The organism is Stappia stellulata DSM 5886, assembly GCF_000423705.1.
GTDB lineage: Bacteria > Pseudomonadota > Alphaproteobacteria > Rhizobiales > Stappiaceae > Stappia > Stappia stellulata.
In genome coordinates, this window is record NZ_AUIM01000010.1 from 301,884 (window position 1) to 318,882 (window position 16,999).

13 protein-coding genes are annotated in these 16,999 nt (G+C 64.4%); 3 read left to right on the forward strand and 10 right to left on the reverse strand.

The genetic code is table 11. The annotated features are described in order from the left end of the window. The first annotated feature begins 17 nt into the window (after positions 1-17). The gene (locus G572_RS0106600; protein WP_029057793.1) at positions 18-1,019 is read left to right on the forward strand and encodes an adenosine kinase; all 1,002 of its coding nucleotides are present in this window, start codon (positions 18-20) and stop codon (positions 1,017-1,019) included. Positions 1,020-1,117: 98 nt separating this feature from the next. Here the strand turns inward: G572_RS0106600 and G572_RS0106605 are convergent, their stop codons facing one another. Together G572_RS0106605 and dapB are read right to left on the reverse strand one after the other, a co-directional pair. After that, positions 1,118-1,738, reverse strand: a complete 621-nt coding sequence (locus G572_RS0106605) for a 2,3-bisphosphoglycerate-dependent phosphoglycerate mutase (protein ID WP_029057794.1) — start codon at positions 1,736-1,738, stop codon at positions 1,118-1,120. A gap of 35 nt (positions 1,739-1,773) precedes the next feature. Next, positions 1,774-2,577 (reverse strand): 4-hydroxy-tetrahydrodipicolinate reductase, encoded by an 804-nt coding sequence (dapB, locus tag G572_RS0106610; RefSeq protein WP_029057795.1) that lies wholly within the window; start codon positions 2,575-2,577, stop codon positions 1,774-1,776. Positions 2,578-2,868: 291 nt separating this feature from the next. Here dapB and G572_RS0106615 point away from each other — a divergent pair, with 291 nt between their 5' ends. Both G572_RS0106615 and G572_RS25385 read left to right on the forward strand, forming a co-directional pair. Further along, the gene (locus G572_RS0106615) at positions 2,869-4,002 is read left to right on the forward strand and encodes a substrate-binding domain-containing protein (protein ID WP_051241786.1); all 1,134 of its coding nucleotides are present in this window, start codon (positions 2,869-2,871) and stop codon (positions 4,000-4,002) included. Then, positions 3,999-6,758 (forward strand): EAL domain-containing protein, encoded by a 2,760-nt coding sequence (locus G572_RS25385; protein WP_051241788.1) that lies wholly within the window; start codon positions 3,999-4,001, stop codon positions 6,756-6,758. Before G572_RS0106615 ends, G572_RS25385 begins: the two co-directional genes overlap by 4 nt. A 128-nt stretch (positions 6,759-6,886) precedes the next feature. On the opposite strand, the gene pnp is transcribed toward G572_RS25385, so the two are convergent. The 8 genes from pnp to rimP form a co-directional block, all read right to left on the reverse strand. After that, the gene (gene pnp / locus G572_RS0106625) at positions 6,887-9,004 is read right to left on the reverse strand and encodes a polyribonucleotide nucleotidyltransferase (RefSeq protein WP_029057797.1); all 2,118 of its coding nucleotides are present in this window, start codon (positions 9,002-9,004) and stop codon (positions 6,887-6,889) included. 251 nt (positions 9,005-9,255) lie between these two features. After that, on the reverse strand, positions 9,256-9,525 hold the full coding sequence (gene rpsO / locus G572_RS0106630) for a 30S ribosomal protein S15 (RefSeq protein ID WP_029057798.1): 270 nt from the start codon (positions 9,523-9,525) through the stop codon (positions 9,256-9,258). Between the two features lie 3 nt (positions 9,526-9,528). Further along, positions 9,529-10,542, reverse strand: coding sequence for a tRNA pseudouridine(55) synthase TruB (truB, locus tag G572_RS22860; RefSeq protein WP_425423420.1), 1,014 nt, complete (start codon positions 10,540-10,542; stop codon positions 9,529-9,531). After that, positions 10,508-10,930 carry a 30S ribosome-binding factor RbfA gene (rbfA, locus tag G572_RS0106640; protein ID WP_029057799.1) on the reverse strand — a complete coding sequence of 141 codons (423 nt, stop codon included), beginning with the start codon at positions 10,928-10,930 and terminating at the stop codon, positions 10,508-10,510. The genes truB and rbfA overlap by 35 nt, the downstream gene beginning before the upstream one ends. Before the next feature lie 94 nt (positions 10,931-11,024). After that, the gene (infB, locus tag G572_RS0106645; protein WP_029057800.1) at positions 11,025-13,694 is read right to left on the reverse strand and encodes a translation initiation factor IF-2; all 2,670 of its coding nucleotides are present in this window, start codon (positions 13,692-13,694) and stop codon (positions 11,025-11,027) included. A 7-nt stretch (positions 13,695-13,701) separates the two neighbouring features. Then, entirely contained in the window at positions 13,702-14,376 is a 675-nt protein-coding gene (locus G572_RS22865) for an RNA-binding protein (RefSeq protein ID WP_245566164.1), read from the reverse strand. Between the two features lie 21 nt (positions 14,377-14,397). Then, a complete protein-coding gene (gene nusA / locus G572_RS22870; RefSeq protein ID WP_051241800.1) occupies positions 14,398-16,053 on the reverse strand; it encodes a transcription termination factor NusA in 1,656 nt (551 codons plus the stop codon). Positions 16,054-16,169: 116 nt separating this feature from the next. Then, positions 16,170-16,805 (reverse strand): ribosome maturation factor RimP, encoded by a 636-nt coding sequence (gene rimP, locus G572_RS22875; RefSeq protein ID WP_342664761.1) that lies wholly within the window; start codon positions 16,803-16,805, stop codon positions 16,170-16,172. Positions 16,806-16,999 lie beyond the last annotated feature (194 nt).

Sequence of the window (16,999 nt, forward strand, 5' to 3'; positions counted from 1 at the left end):
CAAGGACACGCCATCACATGACACGCCGCAGCTACGACGCCCTGTGCATCGGCAACGCCATTTGCGACGTCTTCGCCCATGTCGAGGAGGATTTCCTCGTCCAGGAGGAGCTGATCAAGGGATCCATGCGCCTGATCGACACCGAGGAGGCCGTTCGCCTCTACGACAAGATGGGGCAGACGACACGGATCTCCGGCGGCAGCGCCGGCAACACGGCCGCCGGCATCGCGGCCCTGGGAGGCCAGACGGCCTATTTCGGCAAGGTCCACGACGACGAACTCGGCACGGCCTATCGCCATGACATGCGCGGCACCGGCGTGCATTTCGACACGCCCGCGCTCGTCGAGGGGCCGCCCACGGCGCGCTCCATGATCCTGATCACGCCGGACGGCGAGCGCACGATGAACACCTATCTCGGCGCCTGCGTGGAACTGTCGGAAGCCGACATCGAGCCCGAGACCGTCGCGGCCTCGGCGATCACCTACATGGAAGGCTATCTCTGGGATCCGCCCGCCGCCAAGAAGGCCTTTCTCAAGGCGGCGGAAATCGCCCACGCCAATCACCGCAAGGTGAGCCTCACGCTGTCGGACAGCTTCTGCGTCGACCGCTACCGCGGCGAGTTCCTGCAGATGATGCGCGACGGCACGATCGATGTCCTCTTCGCCAACGAGCACGAGCTCAAGGCGCTCTACGAGACCGCGGACCTCGACACGGCGATCACCAGCGTGCGGGAAGACTGCCCGCTGACAGCGCTCACGCTCGGCGAAAAGGGCGCCATGGCGATCGCCCGCGAGAAAACCGTTCAGGTTGGCGCGGAAAAGATCGACGACGTCGTCGACCTGACGGGTGCGGGCGACCTTTTCGCCGCCGGCTTTCTGCTCGGCCTGTCGCGCGATTACGATCACCGGATGTCGGCGGAGCTCGGCTGCCTGTGCGCGGCCGAGGTGATCCGCCACGTCGGCGCGCGCCCCGACCGGTCGCTGCGCCAGGTGGCGGAACAGCAGGGCTTCGCCATCTGATACCGCGTCCAGGCGCCCGGCGCCGGCTGCGAAACGAAAAACCCCGGCACGGCGAGATCCGCCGTGCCGGGGTTTTTCGTTCGGACGAGGACCTGGCCTCAGTCGGCAAGGTCCTGGATGGAAGCGACGGTGCCTTCGTCGGTCAGCCGATAGACGATCGGCGCGCCGGTCGCCAGCTCGCGCTGCAGGATCTCGTCCGGGGACAGGCCTTCCAGTTCCATCACCAGGGCGCGCAACGAATTGCCGTGGGCCGCGACGATCACGCGCTTGCCGGACAAGACCTGCGGCAGGATCTCGTTGTGGTAGTACGGCAAAACCCGTTCCGCCGTCATCTTGAGGCTTTCCCCGCCCGGCGGCGGCACGTCGAAGGAACGACGCCAGATGTGAACCTGATCCTCGCCGAAGCGCTCGCGCGCCTCGTCCTTGTTCATGCCGGTCAGGTCGCCGTAATCGCGTTCATTGAGCCTTTGGTCCCGGATCGTTTCCAGGTCCTCGTGCGCGAGCTCCTTGAGAATCAGCGTCAGGGTGCGCTGTGCGCGCGACAGGTCGGACGTGTAGGCAACGTCGAAGTCGAGCTTCATGTCCTTGAGCTTGCGCCCGGCCGCAATGGCCTCCTCCACCCCCTTTTCGGTCAGGTCGGGGTCCTTCCAGCCGGTGAAGAGGTTCTTGAGGTTCCAGTCGCTCTGGCCGTGACGGACGAGCACGAGTAGGTGATCCATGGGTCGGTCTCCAAGACAGGTGGGTCGGATAGAAATCAGTCGGACAGGCCGAGCACGTCGTCCATCGAATAGAGGCCGGGCGCCTTGTCCCGGGCCCAAAGGGCGGCCTTGATGGCACCACGGGCGAAGATCTGTCGGTCCTGTGCATGATGCGACAGGGTCACGGTCTCGAGCGGGCCGGCGAACAGCACGCTGTGGTCGCCGATCACCGATCCACCGCGCAGGGTCGCAAATCCGATGTCGCCGCGCGGCCGTTCTCCGGTGATCCCGTCGCGGGTCCGCACCGAACGGTCGCCGAGATCAATGTCGCGCCCTTCGGCGGCCGCCTCGCCGAGCAGGAGCGCGGTTCCCGAGGGCGCATCGACCTTGTGCCTGTGGTGCATTTCGAGAACCTCGATGTCGAAATCCTCGTCGAGCGCGGCCGCGGCCCGGCGCACCAGCGCCGCCAGCAGGTTGACCCCGAGGCTCATGTTCCCGGACTTGACCAGACGCGCATGACGCGCCGCCGGCCGGATCGCGGCGACGTCCTCCTCGCTCATGCCGGTCGTGCCGATCACATGGACGCAGCGCGCCTGCGCGGCAAGTTCCGCGAAGGCACGGGTGGCTGCCGGTGTCGTGAAATCGAGAACGCCGTCGGCGGCGGCAAACACCGAGAGCGCGTCGTCGGTGACGGGAACGCCAAGCGGCTGAAGGCCCGCCACCACGCCGGCGTCCTGCCCCAGGGCCGACGCACCGGAACGCTCGACCGCACCGCACAGCTCGACACCGTCCAGTTCCGAGATCGCGCGGATCAGCGCGCCCCCCATCCGGCCCGCCGCCCCGACCACGGCAAGATGCATTGTCGACATGATCCGTCACTCCCGTCAGTGTTCGCTGGCGGTATATCAGCTTGACCGGTCGGCGCAACGGGAGCCATCGCGCCGTCCCAACGCCAATAGCAAGAGAAAGAAGAAAAAACGCCTCAAACAACCGTCAATTCTTACAGGGCGCAACGGATCGAAAAACGTCAGATACACAACCCATGAGCGAATTCACTCGTTTATAATTTCTCAATGAGCGAATGATACTTGAAACGATGCATGGGATCATTCAAAGTCTTGTTGACATAAGTCAAAGCTTGGAATTGCAACGTGAGAACAAAAAATATTTGCGATCCAAAGCATACACTACTGGCTCTGCTTCTCCTGTCGCTCGCGCTGTTTGCACAGCCCGTCGAAGCCGGCAGCGTGTCCGGCGACTACTGGACGCTACACGAGTTCCATGACCGCGATCCGCACGAAGCCTCCGTCGCAAAGCGCTTCGCCAAACGCGTCGCCAACCCCGCCGAAGCGGCACCGGCCGCGTTCGAAAGACCGGTGCGCATCGTCGTCGTTTATCCCGGTGTGCAGACCTCCGATTACTGGCGTCGAAGCGTTCTTTCGCTTCAGTCCCGGCTGCGCGAGATCGGCGTCCCGCATGAAATCGATTCGCATTTCACGCGCCCCGGAACCGAGATCCGCGAGCAGACACGACTGATCTCGCAAGCGCTGACGCACGACCCCGATTATCTCGTCTTCACGCTCGATGCCTTTCGCCACCGCATCATTGTCGAACAACTCGTCGCCGCGGGCCGGCCCAAGGTCATCCTGCAAAACATCACGACCCCGCTGCGCAGCTGGGAACGGGCGCAGCCGTTCTTTTACGTCGGTTTCGATCACAGGGAGGGGACCCGGCTGCTGATCGAGCACGTTCTCGCGGACGACAGACCCGACATGAACGACTTCGCCATTCTTTACGGCCCTCCGGGCTACGTCAGCAGCGCGCGCGGCGACAGTTTCCGCGCAGCCCTTGCCAAGCAAGCGGACAAGCGGCTCGTGGCCTCCTACTACGTCGGTTTCAACCGGGAGAACGCGCGCGCCGCGACCCTCTCCCTCATGGAGACCAACCCGGAAGTCGACTTCATCTACTCCTGTTCAACCGATATCGCGCTCGGCGTAATCGACGCGATCGACGCTCTCGGCTTGCGCGGGAAGGTGCGAACCAACGGCTGGGGCGGCGGCAGTCAGGAACTTGCGGAGATCGCCAGCGACCGGCTCGCCTTCACGGTCATGCGCATGAATGACGACAACGGCGTTGCCATGGCGGAGGCAATCGCGCTCGACCAGCTCGGTCGTCAGGAGGAGGTGCCGCTGGTGTATTCCGGCGATTTCGTCCTGGTGACGCAAAACCACGACGCGGAAAGGATTCAGTCCCTGAAGAACCGCGCGTTTCGCTATTCGCAATGATCAAGGGGTGGGCATTCAGCTTCAACCGGTTCGTGCTTGGCCTGTTTGCCGTGGCCTTGCTAACGACGTCGGCTGCCCTGTTTTCCATCAGCTACATCGGCAGTCTTTCGATTGCGGACCGCGAATTGCAGCGTTTTGCCGCAAAGGAAAAAACGCTGGCAAATCTGGTTTTCGACCAGACGCTGGACCGCCTCGACACCTTCATGCACTCGCTCGCGGAAAACCGCACCTTGCAGGAGGCCATGCGCGCGGCGGACGACACCGCGCTTGAACGGCTCCTGGAGGAGACGGCCGTTCACCCGATCGGTGCACGGCTGGAGCTGCTGTACCTGGATCGCGAAAACAGCGTCGACTGGATCGATGCCGGATTTTCCCTCTTCGACATCAGCGCGATCCTGCCGCCGAAACAGCGCGCGATGATGCCGACCGGCATCTGGCAACTGCATTCCGGCAGTCTCAACGGCCAGCTCACCCTGATTGCGGCCGAAGCGATTCCGGTCGTGGACGACCGGGACGGTCGGGTGCTCGGCCGTATCATCGGCGGTTTCGTCCTCAACGACAGCATCTCGCTGCTTGGCGAGCTGTCGCGCGTGCTAGAGGCGGAGAGCCTCGCGCTCGTCTCCCGAGAGCGGATCATCGCCGCCGTCGGGGACATCCGCCAGGCGGTCGATCCCGGTGAACTCAGGACCGCGCTTGCCAGTCAGAACCACACGCTGATCGGCGATCGCCTCTATATCCGCAGCACGCTGCGGCAAGACGTCTCCGGCGCGCCGACGTTCGTCGTGACCGGACGCCGCGGCGAAACCATCGAGAACATCCAGTCCACATATCTGGATCTCTTCACACCCTTCCTGCTCTATGTGATCGCGGGATCTCTGTTTGCCGCCTATGCCCTGCACCGCGTCACCAGCCCGGCGCTGCAACGGCTTCTCTCCTATGCCAACCTGGTCCGCAGCGGCGCATCGGACATGACCTACCATCCAGGAAAGGTGAAAGAGTTCAACAAGCTCGGCATCGCTCTCCAGGACGCCTTTCAAGAACTCAAGGAAACCGACGCGCAGTTTCGCGGATTGATCGACGGCTCGCTGCATGGAGTCAGCATCCATGCCAACCGCAAGATCCTCTATGTCAATGACGCCCTTCTCGACATCCTCGGATACGAAAGCGAAGATGCCCGGCACGAACTCATCGGCGCCTCCGCAATCCGTCTCTTCGCGCCGGAGGAACATGAGCGTCTTCTCGCCTATTACAAGGCGCGGCTTTCGGGCGTCTCGGTGCCGTCCGTCTATGAAGCACGCGGGCTGTGCAAGGATGGCGAGCGTCTGTGGGTCGAGCTGCATGTGCGCCCGATCCGCTGGAACGGCGAAGCTGCCTTCTATGTCACCATCGCCGACATTTCCGAACGCAAGCGCCAGGAAGAGCTGATCATTCGCCAAGCCAATTTCGACAGCCTGACCGGCCTTGCAAACCGCAATCTGTTTCGAGACCGGCTGGTCCAGTCGGTTGCCCGGGCGCAATGGGGCGGCGGACTCGTCGCCCTGCTCTTTCTCGATCTCGACCGCTTCAAGAACGTGAACGACAGTCTCGGCCACAATGCCGGCGACGAGCTGATCAAGGCGACCGCCGCACGCATCACCGCCGTGCTCGACGACAATGACACCGTCGCACGGCTCGGCGGAGACGAGTTCGGAATTATCCTGACGGAGGTGCGCAGCGTTTGGGATGCAGAATTGCGGACCGCGCGAATCCTGAAAGCCATCGCCAAGCCGGTGCTCGTGGGAGCCGGCCTGGAGGTCTTCACCACCGCCAGCATCGGCGTCACCGTGTCGCCCAATGACGGCGACACCGATGAAGCGCTGCTCCGCCAGGCGGATACGGCCATGTATCATGCCAAGGCGGAAGGCGGGAACAAGCTGCGGTTTTTCTCCGGCCAGATGAACGAACACATCGCCCGCACGATGCAGATCGAAGGCGCGCTGCGCCGGACCCTCGAGAAAAACGGCCTGAGCCTTCACTACCAGCCCGTGGTCGACGTGACGCAGAACAGAATCCTGGGCTGCGAGGCGCTGGTGCGCTGGAACGATCCCGAGACGGGAAGCTACTCGCCAGCCGAATTCATTCCCATTGCCGAAGACACGGGTCTCATCGTTCCCCTTGGCGCATGGGTGCTGGAAGAGGCCTGCCGGTTTCACCAGGCCTGCGCGGCGCGCGGCCTGGTCCTGCCGATGATCAGCGTGAACGTCTCGCCGCGCCAGTGCCGCGACGACAACTTCGTCGAGCTGGTGCACGATACGCTCACGCGAACCGGAATGCCCGCGGAGTATCTGCATCTGGAAATCACCGAGAGCGTGATGTTCGACGAAACCGGCTCCGATCCGATCGAGACACTGCACGCCATGAAGACGCTCGGCGTGCGTCTTTCGCTCGACGATTTCGGCACGGGCTACTCGTCGCTGAGCAACCTCAAGCGCTTCCCGATCGACACGCTGAAGATCGACCGCACCTTCGTGCGCGACCTGGAGACCAACAGCGACGACAGGGCGCTGATCGAGGCCATCGTGGTCATGGCCGCCCGCCTCGACATACAGGTGATTGCCGAAGGCGCGGAAACCGATGGCCAGTGCCGCCTTCTGCAATCGCTTGGCTGCACGGACATCCAGGGCTATTACATCGCCCGGCCGATGCCGGCCGAGGAATTCGAAGCCTATCTGGACCACGAAACGGCAATCCGGGCGCGCGTGGGCGGAACCGCCTGATTTCCAGGCCGGGAGACGAAAGCGCAGGGGCTTTTTTAAAAGGCCGAAACGAAAAAAGCCGGGCTCGAGAGCCCGGCTTTTTCCGTTTTACTGCCCCGCCGCAACGCCTGCGGCGGGGCAAAGCCGGCTTACGCGTCGGCTTCGAGTTCCTTGCCGGTGTCCTGATCGACAACCTTCATCGACAGGCGAACCTTGCCGCGCTCGTCGAAGCCCATGAGCTTGACCCAGACCTTGTCGCCTTCCTTGACCACGTCGGTGGTCTTGGCAACCTTCTGCGGTGCAAGCTGGGAAATGTGGACGAGGCCGTCCTTGGCGCCGAAGAAGTTGACGAAGGCGCCGAAGTCCACGGTCTTGACGACGCGGCCCTCGTAGATCATGCCCACTTCCGGCTCGGCCGCGATGGAGTTGATCCAGTTGACCGCCGCCTTGATCGCCTTGCCGTCGGCAGATGCGATCTTGACGGTGCCGTCGTCCTCGATGTTGACCTTGGCGCCGGTCTTTTCCACGATCTCGCGGATCACCTTGCCGCCCGACCCGATCACTTCACGGATCTTGTCCACCGGGATCTTCATGACCTCGATGCGCGGAGCGTGCTCGCCGAGCTCGGCACGTGCCTCGGAAAGCGCGCTGCCCATCTCGCCGAGAATGTGGACGCGGCCGTCACGGGCCTGGTCCAGCGCCACCTTCATGATCTCCTCGGTGATGCCTTCGATCTTGATGTCCATCTGCAGCGACGTGACGCCCTGCTGGGTGCCGGCCACCTTGAAGTCCATGTCGCCGAGGTGATCCTCGTCGCCGAGAATGTCGGACAGGACGGCAAACTTGTCGCCTTCCTTGATCAGCCCCATGGCAATGCCGGCAACCGGAGCCTTGAGCGGCACGCCGGCATCCATCAGCGCCAGCGAGGTGCCGCAAACGGTGGCCATCGACGAGGAGCCGTTGGACTCTGTCACTTCCGACACGACGCGAAGCGTGTAGGGGAATTCGTGGTGCGGCGGAAGCAGGGGACGAACCGCGCGCCACGCCAGCTTGCCGTGACCGATCTCGCGGCGGCCAGGCGAGCCCATGCGGCCCGTTTCACCGACCGAATAGGGGGGGAAGTTGTAATGCAGCATGAAGGTGGACTTGTAGGTCCCCTCAAGCGCATCGACGAACTGCTCGTCATCGTTGGTGCCAAGCGTGGCGACGACCAGCGCCTGCGTCTCGCCGCGGGTGAACAGCGCCGAACCGTGGGTGCGCGGCAGGATGCCGGCCTCGGAAACGATCGGGCGGACCGTCTTCAGGTCGCGGCCGTCGATGCGCTCGCCGTTTTCCAGGATCGCGCCACGCACGATGGAGGCTTCCAGGCCCTTGAACTGACCGCCGACAACGACCTTGTCGATGCCTTCGTCGCCAGCTTCCTCGCTCAGCGTTTCCATCACCTTCGCCTTGACGGCGTCGATGGCGTTCTTTCGGGCCGTCTTTTCGCGGATCGCATAGGCGGCGACCAGATCGTCGGAGGCCATTGCCTTGATCCGGGCAGCGAGGTCGCTGTGATCGGGCAGGTTCAGCTCGCGCGGCTGGCGCGCGGCCGTTTCCGCCAGCTTGATGATCGCGTCGATCACCGTCTGCATGCTGCGGTGGCCGAACATCACGGCGCCGAGCATCAGGTCCTCGGAAAGCTCCTTGGCTTCCGACTCGACCATCAGCACCGCATCGCCCGTACCGGCGACGATCAGGTCGAGTTCCGACTCCGGCATGTCGTCGATATAGGGATTGAGGACGTATTCGCCGTTGATGTAGCCGATGCGCGCGCCGCCGATCGGGCCCATGAAGGGAATGCCCGAAATCGTCAGGGCAGCGGAGGCCGCAACCATGGCAAGAATGTCCGGTGCGTTTTCCATGTCGTGCGACAGGACCGTCAGGACGACCTGCGTGTCGCACTTGAAGCCGTCGACGAAGAGCGGACGGATCGGACGGTCGATGAGGCGCGAGGTCAGCGTCTCATGTTCCGACGGACGGCCTTCGCGCTTGAAAAAGCCACCGGGGATCTTGCCCGCGGCGAAGGTCTTTTCCTGGTAGTTCACAGTGAGCGGGAAGAAATCCTGGCCCGGGCGGGGTTCCTTGGCGGCGACGACGGTCGCAAGCACCTTGGTCTCGCCGTAGGTCGCAAGCACGGCCCCGTCTGCCTGGCGGGCGACCTTGCCCGTTTCCAGCGTCAGCGGGCGTCCGCCCCATTCGACTTCCACACGATGAATATCAAACATGATTTATCCTAGCTTTCGGTCACCCGCGTGAACCGCCCACATGGCGGCACACGGTACGTTCTGTCTTCAGTTGGAACGCGGAAGCCCAATGCCCCGCGTCTCCGTCAGGACGCGTCACGGGCAAGACAGCAAGAGGTTCGAGCGAGGGCATCATCCGCACGCCCGAACCTCTTGCTATCCTGCCCCATGACCGTCGCATCTTGCGTCAACGAAAACGCGGCACCCCTTGGGGCACCGCGTCATCCGTATCCTTAGCGGCGCAGGCCGAGACGCTTGATCAGCGCCTGGTAACGCGGCTCGTCGGTCTTCTTCAGGTAATCCAGAAGCGACCGGCGGTTGCTGACCATCTTCAGGAGACCGCGGCGGGAATGATTGTCCTTGCCGTGGGTCTTGAAGTGGCCGGTCAGGTTCACGATCCGCTCGGTCAGGACAGCGACCTGCACGTCGGCAGATCCGGTGTCCCCGTCCTTGATCGCATATTCCTTGATGAGTTCCGCCTTGCGTTCTGCGGTAATCGACATCGGTCAGGTCCTTTCGAGACTGATCGCTGCGGGGTCTTCCGCAGCGAGATTGAAAACGCGCTTCGGCAGCAACTCGCCCCGTTCGACCTCGCCGATGGCCACCAGTTCTCCAAGAGAAGTGACGGACACGAGGCCCTTGAACAGCGGCGCGTCACGCCCGCGCAGCAAAACGCCCTGCCCTCGTCTGAGGCGGGCGGCATCCTGTCGGGAGACGGCCAGCGCCGGGATGTCGTCCAGCGCGGTCGCTACAGGCAGAATTACAGACGCATGGGCCTCGTCGAGGCCTTCGCCGGGCGCACACTGCCCCAACTCCTCGAGAGTTTCCAGCGGAATCATGTCGTCCTCGCCGAAGGGCCCGACGAGAAGACGGCGCAACGCGGTCACATGGCCGCAGCTGCCGAGCCGATGGCCGAGATCGCGTGCCAGCGCCCGGACATAGGTGCCCTTGCCGCATTCCGCCTCGAAGATCGCGTGATCGGCATCCGGACACTCCACCAGGTCGAGCCGGTGGACGGTGATGTCGCGCGCGGCAAGCTCCACCTCGGCGCCGTCGCGGGCAAGGTCATAGGCGCGTGCGCCATCGACCTTGATCGCGGAATAGACGGGCGGAACCTGGGAAATCGTGCCGGTAAACTCCGGCAGCACGGCAAGGATCTCGTCCGCGCTCGGGCGGGCATCGCTCGTTTCGCAAACGGCGCCCTCGGTATCGTCGGTTTCCGTGGAAATGCCCCAGCGCACGGTAAAGCGATAGACCTTGCGCCCGTCCATGGCGAAGGAGACCGTCTTGGTCGCTTCGCCGAAGGCGACCGGAAGGCAGCCGGAGGCAAGCGGATCGAGCGTTCCCGCGTGGCCGACCTTTTGCGGATGCAGGAGCCGCTTGAGGCGCGTCAGCGCGTCGTTCGACGACAGGCCGACCGGCTTGTCGAGCACGAGCCAGCCGTCGATGCGGTTGCGGTTGGTCTTCTTGCGACGCGACATGCGGCTATCTGTCGTCCTCGGGATCGGCATCGTCCGCATCGAGGTCGCGGCGCACCTCGCTGCTGTTCAGCAGGTTTGTGATCCGGTCGTCGTCGTCGAAGCGGGTGTCGAGCACGAACCTGAGGTCGGGCAGATATTTCATGGTCATGCGCCGGGCGAGATCGCGGCGGATCGTCTTGGCGCCCCGGTTGAGCGCCTCCACGACCTTGTCGGCATCGCGTCCGCCAAGCGGCATGACAAGACAGCTCGCCAGACGCAGATCCGGTGTCATGCGCACCTCCGGAACGGAAATGATCGTTCCGTCGAGGGCGGGATCGGCCATGGTGCCGCGCGTCAGGATGTCGGAAACCTCCTTGCGGACGAGTTCGCCGACGCGCAACTGGCGCTGCGACGGCATTCCGGCCGGAGTCCTGTTTGATGATGCCATGATCTTGTCCAAACGTGGGTGCGCGTCGCCGAAGCGGAAACGCGAAGCGCCGGCGAGCGGACCCGCCGGCGATCGCATGTGTCTTCGATCGGCCCTACAGCGTACGGGCGACCTCTTCGACCCGGTAACATTCGATGACGTCGCCGGCGCGCATGTCCTGATAGTTCTCGAAGTTCATGCCGCATTCCTGACCGGACTGCACCACCTTCACCTCGTCCTTGAACCGCTTCAGCGTTCCGAGCTTGCCCTCGTGAATGACGACATCGTCGCGAATGAGGCGGACTTCCGCGCCACGTTCGACGGTGCCCTCGGTCACGCGGCAACCGGCCACCTTGCCGACCTTGGTGATGTTGAAGATCTCCAGGATCTCCGCATTGCCCAGGAAGGTTTCGCGGCGTTCCGGCGACAGAAGTCCCGACATGGCCGCCTTAACGTCATCAACAAGGTTGTAGATGATGTTGTAATAGCGGATCTCGATGCCTTCGCGCTCGGCCGCGTCGCGGGCCTGCTTGTTGGCACGCACGTTGAAGCCGATGATCGGGGCGCCCGACGCAGCTGCAAGGGTGACGTCGCTTTCGGTGATGCCGCCGACGCCGGCATGCAGGATGCGGGCCTTGACCTCGTCCGTGCCGAGCTTGTCCAGCGCACCGGCGATTGCCTCGACCGAGCCCTGCACGTCGCCCTTGACCAGAAGCGGAAACTCCTGGTGGCCGGATTCCTGCAGGCGGTTCATCATCTGCTCGAGCGAGCCGCGCGTTCCGGTCGCAACGACGGAAGCCTTCTCGCGCTTCTGGCGCTGACGATATTCGACGATCTCGCGGGCGCGGGCCTCGTTCTCGACGACCGCGACCATGTCGCCGGCCTCCGGCGTGCCCTGGAAGCCCAGGACCTCGACCGGCTTGGACGGCCCGGCTTCCTTCACCTGCTGGCTGTCCTCGTCGAGCATGGCGCGCACGCGGCCCCACTCGGCGCCGGCAACGAGAATGTCGCCGACCTTGAGCGTACCCTTCTGGACGAGAACGGTCGCGACCGGACCGCGGCCCTTGTCGAGCTGCGCCTCGACGACAATGCCTTCCGCCGTACGGTCGGGATTGGCCTTGAGTTCCAGGACCTCCGACTGCAGCAGGATCATCTCCAGCAGCTTGTCGAGATTCATTTCCTTAAGCGCGGACACCTCGACCTCGATGACGTCGCCGCCCATGGATTCCACGACGATCTCGTCCTGGAGCAGTTCGGTACGCACCCGCTGCGGGTCCGCCGACGGCTTGTCCATCTTGTTGATCGCAACGATGATCGGCACGTTGGCCGCCCGTGCGTGGGCAATGGCTTCCTTGGTCTGCGGCATGACGCCGTCGTCCGCCGCCACCACCAGGATGACGATGTCGGTCGCCTTGGCGCCACGGGCACGCATCTGCGTGAAGGCGGCGTGGCCCGGCGTGTCGATGAAGGTGATCTTGTTGCCTTCGAGTTCGACCTGATAGGCGCCGATATGCTGGGTGATGCCACCGGCCTCGCCCTGCACGACCTTGGAGCGACGCAGCGCGTCGAGCAGCGAGGTCTTGCCGTGGTCGACGTGGCCCATGATGGTCACGACCGGCGGACGCGACACCAGCGTGTCGTCGGCATCCGCCTCGGAGAACAGTCCCTCCTCGACGTCGGATTCCGACACGCGCTTGACCGTGTGGCCCATCTCCTCGGCGATCAGTTCCGCCGTATCGGCGTCGATCACGTCGTTGATCTTGAGCATCTGCCCCTGCTTCATCAGCAGCTTGATCACATCCACCGCGCGTTCCGCCATGCGGTTGGCGAGGTCCTGGATGGTGATCGCCTCGGGCAGGATCACTTCACGCAAAACCTTCTCGCGCACGACCTGCTGGCCGGCCCGCTTCTCTTTCTCGCGGCGACGCCGCAGCGAGGCGAGCGAGCGGTTGCGGCCTTCGCCGTCTCCGGTCGCGGAGGTGATCGTCAGCTTGGACTTGCGACGGTCGTCGCCGGCCCGGCTCGGCGTGCGCACCGGTGCGGGCTTGGCACGCTTGACCGGCTTTACCGTCTTGCGGGCCTCGGTATCGTCCTCGCTGCGCGCGGCGGCGGGCGCCTTGCGGGCGGCGCGTGCCGGTTCCTCGGCGGGAGCGGACAGGTCCGCGGACGGCGCCACGGCACCGATGGCGGCGGCGGCATCTGCCGCGCTGACCTTTTCCTTGCCTTCCTCGGCGGCGCGCTTTGCCGCCTCTTCGGCACGCAGCTTTTCCTCTTCCGCCTCGCGCTTGGCGCGTTCGGCGGCCTCGGCCTTGCGGCGGGCGTCTTCCTCGGCGCGGCGCTTTTCTTCCTCTTCGCGGCGCTTGCGGTCCTCGACCTCACGCACCTGCGCCTCGCGCAGGGCAGCCTGGCGGGCCGCAGCCTCGTCGCTGGTCAGCGTGCGCAGAATGTTCGCGCCGCGCGGACGCTGTCCGGATGCGGAACGGCGTGCAGCCGCGACATCCGCCTTGTCGGAACCGCGCTCGATGTCGGGACGACGCTCGACCTCGGCACGCGGGGCAGCCGGTGCCGCAGCAGCCGTGTCCTGCACCTCCTGCTCCGCCTCGGGCTTGCCTTCCTGCCCCGGCAGGACGACACGACGCTTCTTCTTCTCGACCACGACCGCTTTCGTACGGCCATGGGAAAAGCTTTGACGCACGGTCCCCTGTTCCACGCCGGAGCGCTTCAGGCCCAGGGTCTTGCGTTCCACGCTAATCGTCTTGTCGCCGGGATTCTTCGTTTCGCTCATATCGCCTTCAGTCCTGGATCACCGCATCGCTTACACCGCCATGTGAAGCCTCATTTAGGCCGGCCCGAAAACGCTCCAGATCCTCGATCCGATCCAGGGCGTTCTTGGCTGCGCGGCCTGCAAGCAGTGCAGCATGTATCACATTTGACCGACCCAATGCCAAATCCAATTGAGTCGACTCGAAAGTCCGAACAATCCGGCATCCGCCGGCGTCGGCAAATCGCGCCCGCGCGATCGCCGCGAGCTTTCCTGTTCCGTCGTCTCCGCCGTCGCTGGCCTGTATCAGCCCGATGACGGCATCTCCGCCGCGCAGCGCCGCTTCGACCTTGGAAAAGCCCGAAACGACCTCGCCGGCCTTGCGCGCCAGCGACACGGCATTCAGTGCCGCGCGTTCCAGCAGCGCATCGACCTCGGCGGCCAGATCCCCCTCCACGCGCACGGATGCATCCTTGAACCCGCGCGCGAAAGCCTTTTTCTTCTGCGCCTCGGCAACGCATGCCCGCGTCGCCGTGATCCAGACGCCCCGGCCGGGAAGCCTGCGCCGGAGGTCGGCGACGACAGTGCCGTCCGGCCCCGCAACAAAACGGATCAGCTGCGAGACGGGACGAACCTCACGGGTCAACGCACAGCATCGCTCCAAAGGTTCGTTTTGCCTCGGCACTCCCGTCTCCCGCTCGCGCACCGCATAAGGATGCGCTCGTTATCAAGCCTCGTGAACGACCCCGGTCGCGACCACACTGGCCACCGCCTCGTCGTCCGTCTCGCCTTCGTCCTCGGCGTCCGCGGACACCTCGTCTTCGACACGCAGGTCGTCTTCGGTGATCCAGCCGGCAGCCAGACGGGCGGCCATAACCATTTCCTCGGCCTCGGCACGCGATACCTCGAAGCCGCTCAGGGCGCCGTCGTGGCGGACCGTCTCGCCGTCGGCGCGCTCGGTCCAGCCCACCAGGTCATCGGTCGCACAGCCGGCAAGGTCCTCGACGTTGCGAACCTCGTCCTTGCCGAGCGCGACCATCATCGCGGTGGTCAGTCCGTTGATCGCGCGCAGATCGTCGGAAACGCCCAGCGTCTTGCGCTCTTCGTCGAGCTTGGCCTCGACCTCTTCCAGATACTCGCGGGCACGCGCCTGGATCTCGTCGGCGGTCTCCTCGTCGAAACCCTCGATTGTCGCGACCTCGTCGCGCTCGACATACGCCACTTCCTCGACCGAGGCAAACCCTTCCGATGCCAGCAACTGCCCGACGACCTCGTCGACGTTGAGTGCATCCATGAAGAGCTGGGTGCGATCGGCGAACTCCTTCTGGCGCCGCTCCGACTCGTCATGCTCGGTCATGATGTCGATGGCCCAGCCCGTGAGCTGCGACGCGAGACGCACGTTCTGGCCGCGCCGGCCGATGGCAAGCGAAAGCTGCTCATCCGGAACGACGACCTCGATGCGCTGCGCGTCCTCGTCGAGCACGACCTTGGACACTTCCGCCGGCTGGAGCGCGTTGACGATGAAGGTCGCCTCATCCGGGTTCCACGGAATGATGTCGATCTTCTCGCCCTGCAACTCGCCGACGACGGCCTGAACGCGGCTGCCGCGCATGCCCACGCAGGCGCCGACCGGATCGATGGAGCTGTCCTTGGAAATCACCGAGATCTTGGCGCGCGATCCCGGGTCGCGGGCGACCGACTTGATCTCGATGACGCCGTCGTAGATCTCCGGCACTTCCTGGGCGAAGAGCTTCGCCATGAATTGCGGATGGGTGCGCGACAGGAACACCTGCGGGCCGCGCTGCTCGCGGCGCACGTCGTAGATGTAGGCGCGGATCCGGTCACCGGTGCGGAACAACTCGCGCGGGATCAATTCGTCGCGACGCACGACGGCCTCGCCGCGGCCGAGATCGACAACCACATTGCCGTATTCGACCCGCTTGACCACGCCGTTGATGACTTCGCCGATGCGGTCCTTGAATTCGTCATACTGATGATCGCGCTCGGCTTCGCGAACCTTCTGAACGATCACCTGCTTGGCCGACTGCGCCGCGATGCGGCCAAAGTCGAGCGGCGGCAGCGGCTCGGCGATATAGTCGCCGACCTGGGCCGCCGGGTTGCGGCGAAGCGCATCTTCAAGGGCGATCTCCGTAGCCGGATTGTCGAGTTCCTCGACCACCAGCAGCAGGCGCTGAAGCTTGATCTCGCCGGTGCGGCCGTTGATCTCGGCGCGCACTTCCGTTTCGGAGCCATAGCGGGAGCGCGCCGCCTTCTGGATCGCATCTTCCATCGCGGCGATAACGATGCCGCGGTCGATCGACTTTTCGCGCGCGACCGCATCCGCGATCTGCAACAGCTCAAGCCGGTTCGCACTGATTGCCATCTCAGTCCACTCCTCTCGCGCCGGTTCACTCCGGCGTTGTCTCCATTCACCATGCCTGCCGTTCGCAGACACGTCGGATATGACGAACCCCCCGGCTTACCGGGGCCGCCCGTCGCTCAATCGGATTTCGCAGCCGCCTTTGCCGCCTTGCGGCGCGCGGCCTTTTCGGCCCTCAGCGCCGCCTCGACCAGCGCGTCGGTCATGACCAGCCGCGCCTCGCCCATGCTGGCGAGCGGAAGACGGATGTCGGGAACGCCGTCGTCGGGAAGATCTTCCAGCCGCAGGATCAGGTCCCCGCCATCGACGCCGCGAATTTCGCCGCGGAACCGGCGCCGCCCGTCGAGCGGGTCGGCCAGTTCGAGCTTCACCAGATGACCGACCCAATTGGCAAAATCTCCCGCCCGCACCAGCGGACGGTCCACACCCGGCGAGGAGATCTCCAGATTGTATTCCTGGTTGATCGGATCCTCGACATCGAGCACCGGCGCGATCGCCCGGCTGACCTGCTCGCAGTCCTCGACCGACATGGTGCCGTCGGGACGCTCGGCCATGACCTGAAGGGTCAACCCGTTGAGACCGGACAGCTTGACGCGCACCAGGCGGAAGCCGAGATCAAGGATCGCGGGTTCGACCATTGCGGAAATCCGCGCTTCCAGCCCGTTCTCGCGGACGAACCGGGGCGCGTGTAAATCCTGCGCCGTGTCCTGGCTGTGTACCGTGTCCTGGGTTTGCACAGTAACCTCGTCCTGCACCGGGGCCTCGTTCCGTTTCCGTCGCGTCTGGGCGAGGGTGTTGCATCAGCGGCAATCGGCATCGTCGGCCGCTGGCGCCGTTTCATCCGCGCGCGGCGGACACCGATGCGCCATGGCCAAAACAAAAAGAGCGGGTCCCTGTCGGGGCCCACTCTCAGACTGCTCATGCGAGCCGCTAGAGAATTTAGTATCCT

Bases quoted from the DNA above. Each gene is read 5' to 3' on its own strand.
- G572_RS0106600 (WP_029057793.1), top strand. From the start codon at position 18: ATGACACGCCGCAGCTACGACGCCCTGTGCATCGGCAACGCCATTTGC.
- G572_RS0106605 (WP_029057794.1), bottom strand. From the start codon at position 1,738: ATGGATCACCTACTCGTGCTCGTCCGTCACGGCCAGAGCGACTGGAAC.
- dapB (WP_029057795.1), bottom strand. From the start codon at position 2,577: ATGCATCTTGCCGTGGTCGGGGCGGCGGGCCGGATGGGGGGCGCGCTG.
- G572_RS25385 (WP_051241788.1), top strand. From the start codon at position 3,999: ATGATCAAGGGGTGGGCATTCAGCTTCAACCGGTTCGTGCTTGGCCTG.
- pnp (WP_029057797.1), bottom strand. From the start codon at position 9,004: ATGTTTGATATTCATCGTGTGGAAGTCGAATGGGGCGGACGCCCGCTG.
- rpsO (WP_029057798.1), bottom strand. From the start codon at position 9,525: ATGTCGATTACCGCAGAACGCAAGGCGGAACTCATCAAGGAATATGCG.
- truB (WP_425423420.1), bottom strand. From the start codon at position 10,542: ATGCGGACGATGCCGATCCCGAGGACGACAGATAGCCGCATGTCGCGT.
- rbfA (WP_029057799.1), bottom strand. From the start codon at position 10,930: ATGGCATCATCAAACAGGACTCCGGCCGGAATGCCGTCGCAGCGCCAG.
- infB (WP_029057800.1), bottom strand. From the start codon at position 13,694: ATGAGCGAAACGAAGAATCCCGGCGACAAGACGATTAGCGTGGAACGC.
- nusA (WP_051241800.1), bottom strand. From the start codon at position 16,053: ATGGCAATCAGTGCGAACCGGCTTGAGCTGTTGCAGATCGCGGATGCG.